Source organism: Pseudomonas sp. PDM03 (assembly GCF_014852385.1).
Classification (GTDB): Bacteria; Pseudomonadota; Gammaproteobacteria; order Pseudomonadales; family Pseudomonadaceae; genus Aquipseudomonas; species Aquipseudomonas migulae.
On record NZ_JACVBM010000010.1, the window covers coordinates 141783 to 157787 of the forward strand.

The following is a 16005-nucleotide window of genomic DNA, read 5'->3' on the forward strand; positions in this document are numbered from 1 at the left end:
TTAGTCCTGCGCCACCACCTCGCGACCGAGTGCCGTCACCACGGCGCTCAGGCATTCATCCCGTTGCAGGATATCGAAGTGGCTGGCGGCGACGGTTTGCACTTTGCGCAGCCGTGGTTGCTGACGCTCCAGCGTCGCGCGTTCGGCCGTCGGGTTGCCATCGGCCCACCAGCAGCACAGTTCGGCGTGCGGCAGCGGCAAGGTCTCGACCTGCCGCGACAGCGCCTTCAAGCGCGTGCTGACCATGAACGTCTGCGCCAACTCATCGGCCCCGAGCAATGCGTAACCGCTGGCCTGTTCGCCTTCGGTGTCGATCACCGTGCGAATGATCCGCGCGACAGCGTCCTGATCACCCGTGGTTTCGACACTCAATGCCTGGGCAATGGCATCGCTGTCCATGCTCAAGGTTGCACCGAGGAACTCGCGCAGGTCCGTGCGCCACTCATCCACACTGGCGACGGCGTTGGCCTGGGTCGGCACAAAGCTGTCCACCAGGCCGACGAACGCCACACGCTGGCCCTGCTGTTCAAGCAGGTCGCCGACCAGCAACGCCAGCGCCCCGCCCAACGACCAGCCCAGCAAGTGATACGGGCCTTGCGGTTGCTTGCGGCGGATCGCTTCGACGTAGTCCGCAGCCATTTGCTGCAGCGAAGTGTCGTGCCACTGGCGGTCGAGCAACATGCGGCATTGCACGCCGTATACCGTGCGCAGGCCTTCCAGTCGACGGGCCAGCGGTTCGTAGTCGAACACCGTGCCGAACCCGGCGTGCAGGCAGAACAGCGCCGGTTGATCGTCCATCGACTGGTTCAACAGCAGCAACGGTTCCGGGCTCTGTTTGAGCGGTTGCTCATCGACACCGGACAACCCGGCGATGGTCGGTTTGGCCATCATGTCGCGCAGTTTCAACTGGAAGCCCGGCTCGTTCAGCGCCCGCACCTTCGAAATCACTTTGAGGGTGCGCAGCGAGTCGCCGCCCAACTCGAAGAAGTTGTCGGTGATGCCGACTTTGTCGACGCCCAGCACTTGCTGCCAGATCTCGGCCAGCGCCCATTCCAGCGGTGTGCGCGGGGCCACGTAGTCGCGGCCTTCGAAAGTCGGGTCGGGCAAGGCCTTGCGGTCAAGCTTGCCGTTCGGTGTCAGCGGGAAACGCGGCAACACCACGACCTGCGTCGGCACCATGTAATCCGGCAGGCTTTCACGCAGGGCCGCCTGGCAACGCAGGCCCAGGCCGTCGTCTTCAACCGCGACCACATAGCCGATCAGTTGCGGCCCCTGCCCGCCGTCACGCACCACCACCAGCGCGTCATTGACCCCGACTTGCTCACGCAGACGGGCTTCGATTTCGCCCAGTTCGATGCGGAAGCCGCGCACTTTGACCTGATGGTCGATGCGCCCCACGTAATCGAACACGCCATCCTCGCGGCGGCGCACCAGGTCACCGGTGCGGTACAAACGGCCGCCGTCACTGCTGAACGGATCGGCGACGAAGCGCTCGGCGGTTTGCCACGGGTGACGGTGGTAGCCACGCGCAACGCCACGACCGCCGATGTACAGTTCGCCGACCATGCCCACCGGCAACGGATTGAGGTCCATGTCCAGCACATGCAGGCTGCGGGTGCCGACGCGGCGGCCAATCGGCGCATACATCGCCTCGCAGTGACCGTCGGCAGCGATTTTCCACAGCAGCGGCGTGACCACGGTTTCCGTCGGGCCGTAACCATTCACCAGGTATTGCGGTTTGAGCGTGTGCTTGACTCGTTCAAACGTGGCGTCCGGCACCGCATCGCCACCGAAGCAATAGATGCGCACTGGCGGTGGGTTGCCGCCCTGCAACTCGGCGTGTTCGGCCAGTTGCAGCAAGTACGCCGGCGGGAAGCAGGCGACGGTGATGCGTTGACGGTGCAACACCGCCAGGGTCTGCTCGGCGGTCCACAAGGTGTTGTCACGCACCACCAGGGTCGAGCCGCTGATCAGCGCGGTGATCCAGCGTTCATGGGCACCGTCGAAAGCAAACGACATGAAATGCAGTTCACGGTTGGTCGGGTCCATTTCGTACAGCTCGGCGATCGCCTGCACGTGCATGCTCAACGGCCCGTGGGCCACGGCGACGCTTTTCGGTTTGCCGGTCGAGCCCGAGGTGTAAATCAGGTAGGCCAGTTGCTCGGCGAGTACGTTGTTTTGCGGCGCCGACACCTCGACGTCGAGGTTCAAGCGATCCACGGCGACCATCGGCGTGCCCGGATTGAGTTGCGCCGTGTCACGCAAACGCTCCTGGGTCAGCAGCAAACGCATGTCGCTGTCGGCCATCATGTAGCGCAGGCGTTCCTGCGGGTATTGCGGATCCAGCGGCACATACGCGGCGCCGCACTTCATCACCGCCAGCAGTGAAACCACCAGCTCCAGCGAGCGTTCCATGAACACGCCGATCACGTCTTCGGCCTGCACGCCCTGTTCCAGCAGGTGCACCGCGAGTGCATCGGAACGACGGTCGAGCTCGGCATAACTCAAGTGTTCGGCATCGCGGTCGGCGTAGCTGAGCACCAACGCGGTGTGCTCCGGTTGCAGCCGCGCACGCTCGCGGATCAACTCGTGCACCGGTCGTTCGTGGTCGTCGGCCAGCGTCGGCAGCTCGCCGTCCAGTTGCCGGCCTTGGTCCGGCGTCAGCAAACCGATCTCGCCCACGGCGCGCCCGGCGTTGTCGCACAGACGCTGCATCAGGCTTTCCATGTGGCTGCGCAGCACTTCGACGGTGGCGAGGTCGAACTGATCGCGCTGGTGCATGTACTCGATGCGCAACCCTTCATCGAGGCTGACCATCAAGTCCATCGCAAAGCTGGTCAGGCCGAAATCGGAGACATCTTCGAAGCGCAGGGAATCGCCGTTCCACTCGCGCAACGTGCGGTCCACCGGCTGGTTTTCGAAAACGATGATGCTGTCGAACAGCGACTGCCCGCCCTGCCCGGCCCAGCGTTGAATGTCGCTGAGCGGGGTTTGCTGGAAGTCGCGGATATCCAGGTTATAGGCCTGGATCTCGCGCAGCCAGTCACCGACGCTCGCCTCGGTCGGCACGCTGTTGACCACCGGCAAGGTGTTGATGAACAGCCCGAGCATGTTCTCCGAACCGTTGAGGGTTTCCGGTCGGCCCGACACCGTGGCGCCGAACGTCACCGTGCGCTGGCCGGTATAACGCTGCAACAGCAGCAGCCACGCGGCTTGCACCAGAGTGTTGAGCGTCACTTGCTGTTGCTGGGCAAACGCCTGCAAACGTGCGGTCTGCTGCGCATTCAGGTGCGTATAGATCGCGTGATAACCCGCTTGCGGCGCCTTCACTGGCAATGCGCGGGCCAAGTGCGTGGCACCTTCGAGGGCGTTGAGTCTGGCTTTCCAGAACGCTTCGCTGGCCTCGGCGACTTGCTGGCCGAGCCAGTCGATGTAGTCGCGATACGCGGCCACCGGCTCCTGCGCATCGCCACTGTAATGACGCAGCACTTCACCGATCAGGCGCGACACACTCCAGCCGTCCATGAGGATGTGGTGGTAGGTCCAGATCAGGCGATAACGGTCGTCTTCCAGACGCACCAGCAGTAGGCGTAACAACGGCGCACGATTCAGCGAGAAGCCACGCTCACGTTCATCGGCGGCCAATTGGCGCACACGCTCGACCTGGTTATCCAGACCGCGCCAGTCGAGTTCGGTCAGCAGCGCCGGCGCATTGCGCAGCACCACTTGCAGCGGCTCTTTGTCGCCCTCCCACAGGAACGCGGTACGCAGGATCGCGTGACGCTGCGCGGCATCGGCCCAGGCCTCGCGGAAACGCGGACCGTCAACGCCACGCACGCCCACTTCGATCTGGTTGACGTACAGCCCCGAGTCACCGTCCTGCACCGAGTGGAACAGCATGCCCTGCTGCATCGGCGACAGTGGATAAACGTCGTCCACCTCGTCTGCCGTCAATGCCAGCGCTTGATATTGCGCTTCGCTCAGCTCGATTTTCAGCGCCGGCGCAGCCACTACCGGCGCGGCTTCCTCGGCTTCCACAGCCTGGGCGACGGTCGCCAGTTCGGCGATGGTCGGGTGGCTGAACACATGCTTTGGCGAAATGCTCAGGCCGGCCTTGCGCGCACGGCTGACCGCCTGGATCGACACGATGGAGTCGCCACCCAGCTCGAAGAAGTTGTCCTGAATCCCGACCGGCACTTCGAACAGCGCCTGCCAGACCTCTTGCAACGTCGCCTCCACGGCATTGCGCGGCGCGATGTATTCACGAACCTGCTGATCGGGTTGCGGCAACGCGCGGCGATCCAGTTTGCCGTTCGGCGTCACCGGCAGTTGCTCAAGCAACATCACATGGCTCGGTTGCATGTGTTCGGGCAACGCGTTGCGCAGGTGCTGCTTGAGCCCGTCGAGCACCAACGGTTGGCCGACCACGTAAGCCACCAGTTGCTTGGACTTGCCGACATCCAGCGCGATCACCACCGCCTCGCGCACCTGTGGATGTTCCAGCAGGCAGGCTTCGATTTCACCCAGTTCGATACGCAAGCCACGGATCTTCACTTGATGGTCGATGCGGCCGACGTATTCGATCACGCCGTCATCGCGATAACGCGCCAGGTCGCCGGTGCGATACAGCCGCTCGCCCTGTGCGCCGAACGGGCTGGCAACAAAACGCTCGGCCGTCAGGTCCGGACGGCGATGGTAACCCCGCGCCAGACCGATGCCGCCCAAGTACAGCTCACCGACGCAGCCCGCCACTTGCGGTTGCAGGCTGTCATCGAGAATGTAGGTCACCAGGTTGGCAATCGGGTAACCGATCGGCACGCTGATCGAGCCGTCATCGACGCACGTCCAGTGGGTCACGTCGATGGCCGCTTCGGTCGGCCCGTACAGGTTGTACAGAGCAACGCCGGGCAGCACGCGGAACAGGCTGTTCTGCAAATCCGCCGAGAGCGCTTCGCCGCTGCACATGATTTGCCGCAGGCTGGCGCAACGTTCAAAGCCTTCGCCCTGAACAAATGCCTGCAACATCGACGGCACGAAATGCAGGGTGCTCACCTGATACTGCTCGATCAAACGCACCAGCTGCGCCGGGTCGCGATGGGCGCCCGGTTCGGCCACCGCAAGGCGCGCACCGACCATCAGCGGCCAGAAGAACTCCCACACCGACACGTCAAAACTGAACGGTGTCTTTTGCAGCACGGTGTCGCGACCGTCCAGCGGGTACGCGCCCTGCATCCACTCAATGCGGTTGAACAACGCATCGTGACGGTTGGCCGCACCCTTCGGTTTACCGGTGGAGCCGGAGGTGTAAATCATGTACGCCAGCGACTGCAGCTCGACCACGCACGGCAGGTTTTCGTCGCTCAAGCCTTCGACTAACTGAGCGCTGTCGTCCAGGCAGATCGCCGATGTCCCGGCGGGAATCGGCAATTGCGCCAGCAGATGACGCTGGGTCAACAGCACGTGCACGCCGCTGTCCTCGAACATGTGTTCCAGGCGCTCGCGCGGGTAATCCGGGTCCAGCGGCACGTAGGCGCCGCCGGCCTTCATGATCGCCAGCAGACCGATCACCAGTTCCAGCGAACGCTCGGCGGCAATCCCCACCAGCACTTCGGCGCCGACACCTTGGGCACGCAGGTAGTGCGCCAGTCGGTTGGCCTGCTGGTTGAGTTGACGATACGTCAGGCTCTGACCGGCAAACACCAACGCCGGGGCGTCCGGGGTTTTCAGTACCTGGGCTTCGAAGCACAGGTGGACCGGACGCACGTCGGGCCAAGTCACGGCGGTGTCGTTGAAGCCTTGCACTTGTTGCTCGGTCTGCGCAGTGTCGAGCAGGCTCAGGCGACCCAAGGCTTGCTGCGGCTCGCGCACCATGGCATCGAGCAACGCCACCAGACGCTTGCTCAGGCCGTCGATGGCCTCGGCGGTAAACAGCGCGGTGTCGTAATTGAAACGCAGGTCCAGGCACTCGCCCAGCTCGGCGGCGATGGCCAGCGGGAAACTGGTTTGATCGTGATTGCTGATACCGGAAAACTTCAGCGCACTCGGATTACCACCCTCCAGCGCCTCGGCGACCGGGTAGTTTTCGAACACCAGCAGCGTGTCGAACAGCGACTCGCCCGAGTGCCCGGCCCAACGCTGCACATCCGCCAGTGGCGTGTATTCGACATCGCGCAGTTTGAGATTGAGCGCCTGCACCTCGTCCACCCATTGGCTGACCGTGCGCTCAGGATGCGGCGTGGCGATCACCGGCAAGGTGTTGATGAACAGGCCGACTTGCTGCTCGATGCCCTGCAACTCGCTCGGACGCCCCGACACCGTGGCGCCGAACGCGACGGTGCGCTGGCCGGTGTAGCGCTGCAACAGCAACAGCCACGCCGCTTGCAGCAAGGTGTTCGGCGTCACGCGGGCCTGACGGGCAAAGCCGCTCAGGCGTTCGCTGGCCGCCCGGTCCAGGCTCAGGTGAACGGTGCGATGACCGTCGCCCTGCCCTGCGACCGGTCCTGGCATCGCGCCGGTCAAACGGGTCGGCTCGTTGAACGCCTGCAATTGCTCCAGCCAGAACGCTTCGCACGCAGCGAGATCACGCCCGCCCAGCCACGTCATGTAATCGCGATACCGACCGCCGCTCGCCACCGGCATCACGCCGGAGTAACGCTGCAACACTTCGCCGAACAGCTGCGAGGTGCTCCAGCCGTCGAGCAGAATGTGGTGATTGGTGAAGATCAGGTGATGGGTGTCGTTCGCGGTTTGCACCAGGGTCAGGCGCAGCAACGGCGCGGCTGTCAGGTCGAAACCGCGCAGGCGATCGTCTTCGGCCAGACGTTCCAGGGCGTGTACCTGATCCGTTTCATTACGCCAATCAAGCACGGTCACCGGCAACGTGGCGTTGGCCAGAATCACTTGCAGCGGCTGCGAGCCATTGCTCTCGCTGAAGAACGCGGCGCGCAACACTTCATGGTTTTCCAGCGTCTGTTGCCAGGCGCTGCGGAACGCTTCGACGTCAATGCCCTGCACGTCCACGCGCATCTGCGGAATGTAAGCGCCGGCATCCGGGGCGAACAGGCTGTGGAACAACATGCCTTCCTGCATCGGCGACAGCGGGAAGATGTTTTCGATCTCACGCGCCGCCAGCGGCAGTGCATCGAGTTGCGCCTGATCGACGCGGACCAGCGGCACGTCACTCGGCGTCAAGCCACCGGCACCGCTCAGGCAGTGTTCGATCAGCTGTTGCAGTTCGCCAGCGTAGGCCTCGGCCAGACGCTGCACGGTGTGCTCGGCAAACACGTCGCGGCTGAAGGTCCAGCTCAGGCGCAATTGCCCGGCGTACACCTGACCGTTAATGCTCAGACCACGGTCCAGCGCGGCCGAAGCGCCCTGCTCGGCGCCCCCGCTTTCACGGGCCGGGCGCCACGGTGCCTGCTCATCGAAACTGGCATCGAACTGGCCCATGTAGTTGAAGGTGACTTGCGGTTGCGGCAAATCCTCAAGACCGGCCTGCGCCAGATACCGCAGGATGCCGAAGCCGATGCCTTTGTCCGGCACGGCGCGCAGCTGTTCCTTGACCGCCTTGATGCTCCCGGCCAGATCACTGACCGGGGTCAACTTGACCGGGAAAATCGAGGTGAACCAGCCCACGGTGCGGGTCAGGTCGATGTCGTCGAACAGGTCTTCACGACCATGACCCTCCAGTTTGACCAGGGTCGATGGCTGGCCGGTCCAGTTGCCCAACACCCGCGCCAACGCCGTCAGCAACAGGTCGTTGACCTGCGTGCGGTACGCCGCTGGGGCGTCTTGCAGCAGTTGGCGGGTGAAGGTGCTGTCGAGCACGGTTTCCACGCTCACGGCGTGTTGGCTGGCGAGGCTGCCTTGCGGATTATCGGCGGGCAGCGCCACCACCACGTCGTGGTACTGGCGCTGCCAGTAAGCCGCTTGGCTCGCCAGTTCGGGACTTTGCGCATGCAGCCGCAAACGCGCCGCCCAGGCTTGATAGGCGCTGGATTTGGCCGGCAGGCGCACAGGTTGAGCCTGACGCGCCTGATCGTAGGCCGTTTGCAAATCTTCGAGCAACAGACGCCAGGACACGCCGTCCACCGCCAAATGATGCACCACCAGCAGCAAGCGCTGACCGGCCGCGCCCATGTCCACCAGCAAGGCGCGCAACAGCGGGCCGTCGTGCAAATTCAGGCTGGCCTGTGCGGCGTTGCAGTGCTCAAGCAGCTCGTCGGCGTTCGCGGCCTGACGCTGCCACAGCAATTCGGCGCTGTTCCAGTGCTCGGCCTGAGCCTGTTGCCACACGCCATTCACCTGATGCAAACGCAGGCGCAGCGCGTCGTGATGTTCCAGCAACGCGGCCAATGCCTGTTGCAGGCACGTGCTGTCCAGCGGCTCTCGAAGTTCCAGCAGTACTGATTGGTTCCAGTGGTCCCGGGCCTCGATGGACTGCTCGAAAAACCAATGCTGGATCGGTGTCAGCAGCACATCACCGCGCACCGGTCCCTGATCGATGACCAGACCGGCGCTGCGCTGCGCGACCTTCGCCAGACTCTGCACGGTCTGGTGTTGAAACAGGTCACGCGGGGTGATGCGAATCCCGGCCTGACGCGCACGGCTGACCACCTGAATCGAGATGATCGAATCGCCGCCCAGTTCGAAGAAGTTGTCGTCGATCCCCACACGCTCAAGCTTGAGCACGTCTTGCCAGATCGCCGCCAACTCGGTTTGCAGGTCGTCCATCGGTGCCGTGTAAACCTGTTGCGCCAGGGCAGCATCAGGCTTGGGCAACGCGTTGCGGTCGAGCTTGCCGTTGCTGGTCAGCGGCCACTGATCAAGCTTGAGCAAATGCGCCGGCACCATGTAATCCGGCAGGCCCGCTTGCAAATGTTCACGCAGCGACTGACGCAAATCGGCGACGTCTTGGGTGACGGTGAACCAGGCGACCAGTTGCTGACTGCCATTGATCTCGGGCGCCAGCACCAGCGCTTGTTCAATGGCCGGGTGACTTTGCAGGCGGTCCTGAATTTCCCCCAGCTCAATGCGGAAGCCACGAATCTTCACTTGATGGTCGATACGACCGGCGTACTCGATGCTGCCATCGGCGCAATAGCGCGCCAGATCGCCAGTGCGATACAGGCGTGCACCCGCCTCGGCGGCGAACAGGTCCGGGACAAACCGCGTGGCGGTCAGATCGGCGCGCTGGTGATAACCCCGCGCCAGACCGGCACCGCCAACGTACAGCTCGCCGACGCAGCCCTTGGCCACCGGGTTCAGGCGCGGATCGAGCACGTACCAGCGCAGGTCGGCAATCGGCTCGCCCAGCGGCGAGCTGTTCGCACCGTCGAGGTCGGCGCGGGACAACGGCCGGTAGGTCACGTGCACCGTGGTTTCGGTGATGCCGTACATGTTGATCAGCAACGGCTGTTGCTCATCGAACGCGTCGTACCATGGACGCAGGCTCGCGACGTCCAGCGCCTCGCCGCCGAACACCACATAACGCAGGGCCATGCCCTGGGCATTCGCGCAGGCAAACGGCATCAGTTGACGGAACGCTGACGGGGTCTGATTGAGCACCGTGACCTGCTCATCACACAGCAGGCGGGCGAACTCTTCCGGGGAACGGCTGATGGCGTGCGGCACCACCACCAATTTTCCGCCGTAGAACAATGCGCCAAAGATTTCCCAGACGGAGAAGTCAAAGGCGTAGGAATGGAACAGGCTCCAGACATCGTCCGCGTTGAAACCGAACCAGTGTTCGGTGGCACTGAACAGACGGGTCAGGTTGCTGTGCGGCAACAAGGTGCCTTTGGGTTTGCCGGTGGAACCGGAGGTGTAGATGACGTACGCGAGGTTTTCCGGGCAGGTCAGGTTCGGCAGGTTCTCGACGGACGCCTCATTCAGCCAGTCACTGGCGTGGTCCAGGCAAATCACTTCGAGGCCTTCGGACAACGGCAAACGCGGCAGCAGCGCGGAGTCGGTCAGCAACAGGCGCGTGCCGCTGTCGGCCAGCATGTAGGCCAGACGATCCTGCGGGTATTCCGGGTCCAGCGGCACGTAGGCGCCACCGGCCTTGAGGATCGCCAGCACGCTGACGATCATTTCCAGCGACCGCTCCAGCGCGATCCCCACCAACACATCCGGCCCGACACCGCGTTCGCGCAGACGCTGGGCGATGCGGTTGGCCTGTTGGTTCAGTTGCGCGTAGCTGAGGGTGGCGCCGTCGCAGGTCACCGCGATGTTGTGCGGGTGCGCGGCGGCCTGGGCTTCGATCAGTTGATGCGCGCACAGAGAGTTCGTGGCCTGCGAAGCGGCGTTGCGATTCCAGTCCAGCAACGTGGCGTGCTGCTCGGTTGCGGCGAGCATGCTCAGGTCAGCCAAGGCGACCGAGCTGTCGGCGCAGATGGCTTGCAACAGGTTCAGCCAATGCTGGCCGAGACGCTCGATGGTCGAAGCGTCGAACAATTCGATGGCATAGACGAACGAGGCGTGGATACCGTCGTCGCTCTCCACGGTGTCGAGCATCAGCTCGAACTTGGTGGTCTTTTCGTCCCAGATCAGTGGCTCGACGCTCAGGCCCGGCAAGTCCCAGCGCTGTTCGCCGCCGGCATCGCGCTGGTGGTTGAACATCACCTGGAACAATGGCGTGTGGCTCAGGCTGCGTTCGACATCCAGGCCATCGACCAACTGCTCAAAAGGCAAATCCTGATGCGCCTGCGCACCCAGTGCCGCCGTCTTGACCTCGGCCAGCAATTGCAAAAATGGCTGGTCGGCATGGGGTTGGGTACGCAGCACCTGGGTGTTGACGAAAAAGCCCAGCAGGTTTTCCACGTCCTGACGGGTACGGTTGGCAATCGGCACGCCGACACGAATGTCCCGTTCGCCGCTGTAGCGATGCAACAAAGTTTGCAACGAAGCCATCAGCACCATGAACAGCGTGCAGCCTTCGCGACGGGCGAGATCTTTCAGAGCAGACGCCAGGGCCGCCGGCACGTTCAGCTCGACGCTGGCGCCCTGCTGGTTCGGGATCGCCGGGCGACGACGGTCGGCCGGCAGGTTCAGCGGTGGGTGCTCGCGGCCCAATTGTTCACGCCAGTAAGCAAGCTGACGCTCGGCCTCGCCGGCCTCCAGCCACAAGCGCTGCCAACGGGCAAAATCGGCGTACTGAATGCCCAGCGCCGGCAGTTGCGGCGCTTGCCCGGCGCTGAGTTGCGCGTAGAGCCGGGTGAATTCCTGCAACAGAATCGGCAGCGAACCGCCGTCGGTGACGATGTGGTGGAACGTCAGCACCAGCACATGCTGCTGCGCGTCGAGGCGAATCAACCGGCAGCGCATCAACGGACCGTTCTGCAAGTCGAATGGCTGCTCGGCGTTGAGGCCGACCTGGCGATGCAGTTCGGCCTCGTCAGCAGCGTCGGCCTCGACCAGCGGCACGTCCATCTGCGGGTGAATTTTTTGCAGCACTTGCTGCTCATCGAACACGAAGGTGGTGCGCAGCACTTCATGACGCTGCACCAGCGCAGCGAGGGTTTGCGCCAGCGCGGCGCGGTTCAGCTCACCGCTCAGGCGAAAGGCACCGGTCAGGTTGTACGCGGTCGCCTGCGGCTGCATCTGCCACAAAAACCACAAACGCTGCTGCGCGTACGACGCCGGCAGCGTGTCGACCGCCGGGTCCCTTGGCGGGATCGGCAGCAGCTCAAGGGTCAGGCCTTGCGCGTGCATCTTTTCTTGCAAGGCACGCCGCGCGTCCAGGCTCAAGCCGCAGAAACGCTGGGCCAGGGTCATCATTCTGTCCGGTGCAGCACTCATCGCGTGTGTTCCTCATCCACTTCGTCGAACAACGCTTCCAGCGCGTCTACATCGTTTTCTTTGTGTTCACTGTGCTGACGGAACTGCTCGATTTCCGCCGCCAGGCGTTCCAGGGTGTCGCCTTCGAAGAACAGCTTCAGCGGGATCGCCAGGTTCAGTTCTTCCTGAATCCGCGCACGAATCCGCGTCGCCAGCAGCGAGTGGCCGCCGAGTTCGAAGAAGCTGTCGTGCACGCCGACCCGCTCCACGTGCAGCGCTTCAGCCCAGATCGCCGCGAGGACTTTTTCCAGATCGGTGCGCGGGGCGACGAAGGCACTGCGGCGTACGTCGAGGTCCACCAAGGCCTGGCGGTTGAGTTTGCCGTTGGGCATCAGCGGGAAGCGTTCCAGCACCTGCAAGCGCGCAGGTTGCATGTGCTCCGGCAGCGCTTCGCTGAGGTGGCTGCGTAATTCGTTGAGGCGGATGTCGGCGGTGTCGGCCGGGGAAATCACGAAGCCCAGCAGTTGCGGACCGGTCGGCGTTTCGCGGGCGATGACGGCGGCGTCTTCGATGCCGGGGGCGCTGCGCATGGCGGATTCGATCTCGCCCAGTTCGATGCGGAAACCACGGATTTTCACTTGATGATCGACCCGACCGAGGTACTCCAGCACACCATCGGCGCGGTAGCGTGCGAGGTCGCCGGTGCGGTACAGGCGTTGACCGGCCTGCTTCGCAAACAGGTCGGGCACAAAACGTTCAGCGGTGAGCGTGGCACGCTTGAGATAGCCTCGGGCAAGGCCGGCGCCGCCGACATACAGCTCACCTTCGACACCCACGGCCACCGGCATCAGGTCCGGGCCCAGCACGTGAATGCGCATCCCCGGAATCGGCTGGCCGATCGGGATGGTGTCGTCATCCTGACCGAGCGGCAGTTCCCACGCCGAGCACCAGACCGTGCCTTCGGTCGGGCCGTATTCGTTGACCAGTGCCACTTGCGGCAAGGCCTCGCGATGTCGTGCGACCAGGGCGTTGCTGCACGCTTCGCCGGCCACGATCACGCACGCCAGGGCGTGGCTGTCGAGGTGCTCCAGAATCTGTGCGTGGTAAGACGGCAAGGTCAGGTAGTGGGAAACCTCTTCACGCTGGATCAGCGCCGCCAGCAGCGCTGGGTCCTTGTAGCTGTCTTCGTCCGGCAGGCACAAGGTCGCGCCCTGCCCCAACGCCCAGAAAACCCCGGCCACCGAGCTGTCGAACGAGAACGACGAAAGCATCAGGAACGCGCGCAACGGCTGACGGTAGAACGCGCTGCGTGCGAGGGTCGAGGCCACCGCGTTGGCGTGACTGATCATCACGCCCTTGGGTTTTCCGGTGGAACCGGAGGTGTAAATCACGTAGGCCAGATTGGCGCCGTCGCCCAGGGTTGCCGGCTGCTCGTTTGATGCGGACCAGACTTCGGCCTGCGGCATCAGCGAAATCACCCGCTCGCCGTGCAACGCTTCCGGCAGCGGCTGGCAGGCTAGCACCTGGCGTGCAGCGGCGTCCTGCAACATGAACGCCAGACGCTCGATCGGGTAGTTGGGATCGAGCGGCAGGTAAGCGGCGCCGGCCTTGAGCGTGCCAAGCAGTGCAATAACAATTTCCAGCGAGCGCTGACCGTACACCGCGACGATTTCATCCGGCGACACGCCTTGTGCGCGCAGGGTATTGGCGACCTGGTTGGAGCGTGCATCCAGTTCGGCGTAGCTCAAGCGTTGGCCATTGACGCTGACGGCGATGCGCTGCGGATGCAGGCGTGCCTGTTCGGTGAACAGGTCTTGCAGGTAGCGATGCGGCAGTGCCTGCTCGGCGGCCAGCGGGTTGAAGCCTTCGATCAGACGGGTCATTTGCGTTGCGTTGACCTGAGTGGCCTGGCCCAGGGTCAGCTCGGGCGAGGTCAGCAACTGGCGGCTAAATTCGACAAACTGTTCCAGCCAGGCCGCCAGCATCGACTCGGGCACCGCACCGGCCAGGCACGACAGCTGCAACTGTTCGCCCTGAACCCGCAGGCGCAGGACTTCCGGGTTGGCATCGTCCACTTCGATGTTCACGTCGGCATCGGCCTGATACACCAGGCCATAACGCAGCGGCGTCGCGACTTCAGCGCTCAGTTCGAACTCGTTGAGGCAGTCGAGCCAGGACAGCGATTGCTCGACGTTGCCAGCAAACGAGGCCAGCGCTTGCGCCAGGGTTTCGTGGCTGCGGTGATCGAACGCCACTGGCAAACGGCGGGCGAAACGCCCCAGGGTCGCGTCGGTCTGCTCGTTGCGCCCCGCCACTTCCCAGCCCATCAGCAACTTTTCCTGATTGCCGATGCGCGCCACAAACGCACTCCACAGCAGCAACGCCACGCGCTGCGCTTCGATGCCCTGAGCGTCGGCCAGTCGTTGCACATCAGCCAGCCATGCCCCGTCGTCGAGCGTCGCCTGATGGCGAGCCAGCGTCACTTCAACAGCCTTTTCGAAAGGCAGATGATGGGCCAGTGCGAACTGCTGTTGCAGGTTGCGCCAGAACGCGGCGCCTTGATGGCCGATGTCTTCTTCGCGCAGTTCTTCCTGCCACGCGGTGTAATCCAGGTACTGCAAGTCTTCCTGATTGTCGGCCAGTGTTTCGCCGCGCAACAGGCTCGCCAGCTCCGCCGACAGCACCCGCAGCGACGCTGCATCGAGGCTGCTGGCCAGCGCCAGCAAGGTGACGAAATGCTGCCCGTCCGTGGTTTCGACTTGCGCCACCACCAGCACCCGATCCGACGCCTCAGCCAGGGTTTCGCGGCTGCGACTCAGCGCTTCATCCAGCGAAGACACGCGCCCCAACAACGCGACCGGCAGCTCATCGCACAGGCTCTGTACCGGCCATTTCATCCCCGGCAAACGGCGATAGACCGTGCGCAGGGTTTCATGGCGCTGGCCCAGTTCATCCAGTGCCGCACGCAATGCCTGCGCCTCCACAGCCTGGGCGACCGGCACGGTCAGGGCGGCGAACAGCGGCTGTCCGCCCAGTTCCTGAGCGCGCAAATAAAAGGCCTGCTGAGCCGAAGTCTGGAAAACGTCTACCGAAGGTTCGAGGGCGGTGGTGTTCATGTCGAGGGTCCTTATTCCTGATCCAGGTCGGCGCTTTTCTGCGCGATGGCCATGGCCGTGAGGATTTTTCTGTAGCCGGTGAATTCGTTGCGCGCATGCACGCTGAGGATGTTGTCCAGCAGGACCACGTCGCCCTTCTCCCAGGCGAACTCGACCATCACGTCGCGGTAGATGCCTTGCAGGTGGCGGATGACGTCATCGGGGATGGCCGAGCCGTCGCCGAAGAAGGTGTTTTGCGGCAGGTCCAGCGGGCCGAATTCACGCAGCAGGTTGTCGCGGATGCTGTCCGGCAGGGTCAGCGCGTTGAAGAAGGTGCCGTGGTTGAACCAGATGCGCTCGCCCGTCAGCGGATGGCGCACGATGGCCGGACCGTTTTGTCGGGTGCGCAGGCGATTGCCGGACTTCCACTCGGCCTGAATGCCGATCTTCGCGCAGTAGGCTTCGACTTCACCGCGATCTTCGCTCTGGAACACGGTCTGCCATGGCAGCCCCATGCCGTCGCCGTAGTTGCGCACGTACATGATGCGTTTACGCTGAAACTCTTCGCGCACCGCCGGGTCGATCCGCGCGAGGATTTCGCGGGTGTCGCCGAACGGGGTTTCGCCGCCGGTGGTCGAGGGCGTGTCGCAGTAGAAGTACAGGTGACGCGGGAACACCGGCGAATAGGAATGCTCGTTGTGCGGGAAGATTTTCTCCGCCGCCGGGTAATCGGTGGAGCTGTAGATTTTGAACTGACCGGTGATCTGGGTCCGTGGCGAGGCGCGGAACAGGTACTCCAGGGCGCCGTCGGAAATCGCCGCCACGCAGCGGTTGAATTCGGCGATGTCGGCCACCTGGAAGCCACGAAACAGAATCACCGCGTGATCAAGCAGCTTGCTTTCGATCAGGTCGCGATTCTCCGTCGCCCATTCCACCAGGCTCACACCAGGCACTGCCGGGCGGCACACCAGCGGCATGCTGGCACCGTCGAACATCGGCGCAAAACTCACCAGCCGGGTCGGGTCGGTGGACAGGCTCTTGCGCGCACCGCGGCCGATTTTGGGAATGGACTTGGTGGTTGAAACAGTCATAAACCCCTCCAGAAAATGATGACGGCGGCGCCCGATTGGCG

3 protein-coding genes are annotated in these 16005 nt (G+C 63.7%); all 3 read right to left on the bottom strand.

All coding sequences use genetic code 11. From position 1 onward, the window contains the following. Genes IB254_RS16180 through IB254_RS16190 form a run of 3 tightly spaced genes read right to left on the bottom strand, consistent with a single transcriptional unit; the run spans window position 1 to window position 15964 of the window. Window positions 1-11799, bottom strand: a complete 11799-nt coding sequence (locus IB254_RS16180) for an amino acid adenylation domain-containing protein (protein ID WP_192418064.1) — start codon at window positions 11797-11799, stop codon at window positions 1-3. Next, the gene (locus IB254_RS16185; RefSeq protein WP_192418065.1) at window positions 11796-14894 is read right to left on the bottom strand and encodes a non-ribosomal peptide synthetase; all 3099 of its coding nucleotides are present in this window, start codon (window positions 14892-14894) and stop codon (window positions 11796-11798) included. Before IB254_RS16185 ends, IB254_RS16180 begins: the two co-directional genes overlap by 4 nt. Before the next feature lie 11 nt (window positions 14895-14905). Then, window positions 14906-15964, bottom strand: a complete 1059-nt coding sequence (locus IB254_RS16190) for a TauD/TfdA family dioxygenase (RefSeq protein WP_192418066.1) — start codon at window positions 15962-15964, stop codon at window positions 14906-14908. Window positions 15965-16005 lie beyond the last annotated feature (41 nt).

Coding starts and splice junctions, on each gene's coding strand:
- IB254_RS16180 (WP_192418064.1), bottom strand. CDS start 11,799: ATGAGTGCTGCACCGGACAGAATGATGACCCTGGCCCAGCGTTTCTGC.
- IB254_RS16185 (WP_192418065.1), bottom strand. CDS start 14,894: ATGAACACCACCGCCCTCGAACCTTCGGTAGACGTTTTCCAGACTTCG.
- IB254_RS16190 (WP_192418066.1), bottom strand. CDS start 15,964: ATGACTGTTTCAACCACCAAGTCCATTCCCAAAATCGGCCGCGGTGCG.